Source organism: Pseudomonas sp. EA_5y_Pfl2_R50 (assembly GCF_963970475.1).
Lineage (GTDB): Bacteria > Pseudomonadota > Gammaproteobacteria > Pseudomonadales > Pseudomonadaceae > Aquipseudomonas.
Genome location: NZ_CAXAPT010000117.1, coordinates 1 through 516, shown reverse-complemented (window position 1 = coordinate 516; position 516 = coordinate 1). Strand labels below are relative to the sequence as shown.

Below are 516 nucleotides of genomic sequence, written 5' to 3'. Positions count from 1 at the left end.
CTAGAGGATCGAGGGATCTTCGCGCAAATCCTTGAGGTCGAGGCCGACACTGACAAAGCCGAGCTCAAGGAGCTGCTACAAGGCGTGCTCGACCCGCAGAGCCATCTTATTCCGGCGATTGCGCGCCGCATGGAAGAAACCCCGCATGATGTGATCTTCCTGTCAGGCATAGGCGAGGTCTACCCGTATCTGCGGTCGCACAACGTGCTCAACAACCTACAGAGCACTGCGAAGGATCGTCCTACGGTTATGTTCTTTCCGGGAAAATATACCCACGCATTGGCGACCTGAGCTTCGCTCGAATTGTTCGGCTTGCTGCATGACGACAAATACTACCGCGCCTTCAATATCATGAATTACGAGGTCTGATCGATGGCTACTGTGCTACGTGATATTTTCGCCAAGCCGGTCGACCGCTCGATCGATGGCGTGATCAAGGCCGATGACAAGGCCAGCCTCCTGACCGAGCTAGATGAATATGTCATCACTAACGAGATCGGTGCGCGGCTCGAGCAA

Annotated in this window: 1 protein-coding gene; it reads left to right on the top strand. The window is 54.7% G+C overall.

Features of this window, described 5'->3' with window-relative positions:
* On the top strand, positions 1-291 hold a 291-nt coding region (locus AACY19_RS26990), incomplete at its 5' end, for a DUF1788 domain-containing protein (RefSeq protein ID WP_339454549.1).
* Positions 292-516: the final 225 nt, after the last annotated feature.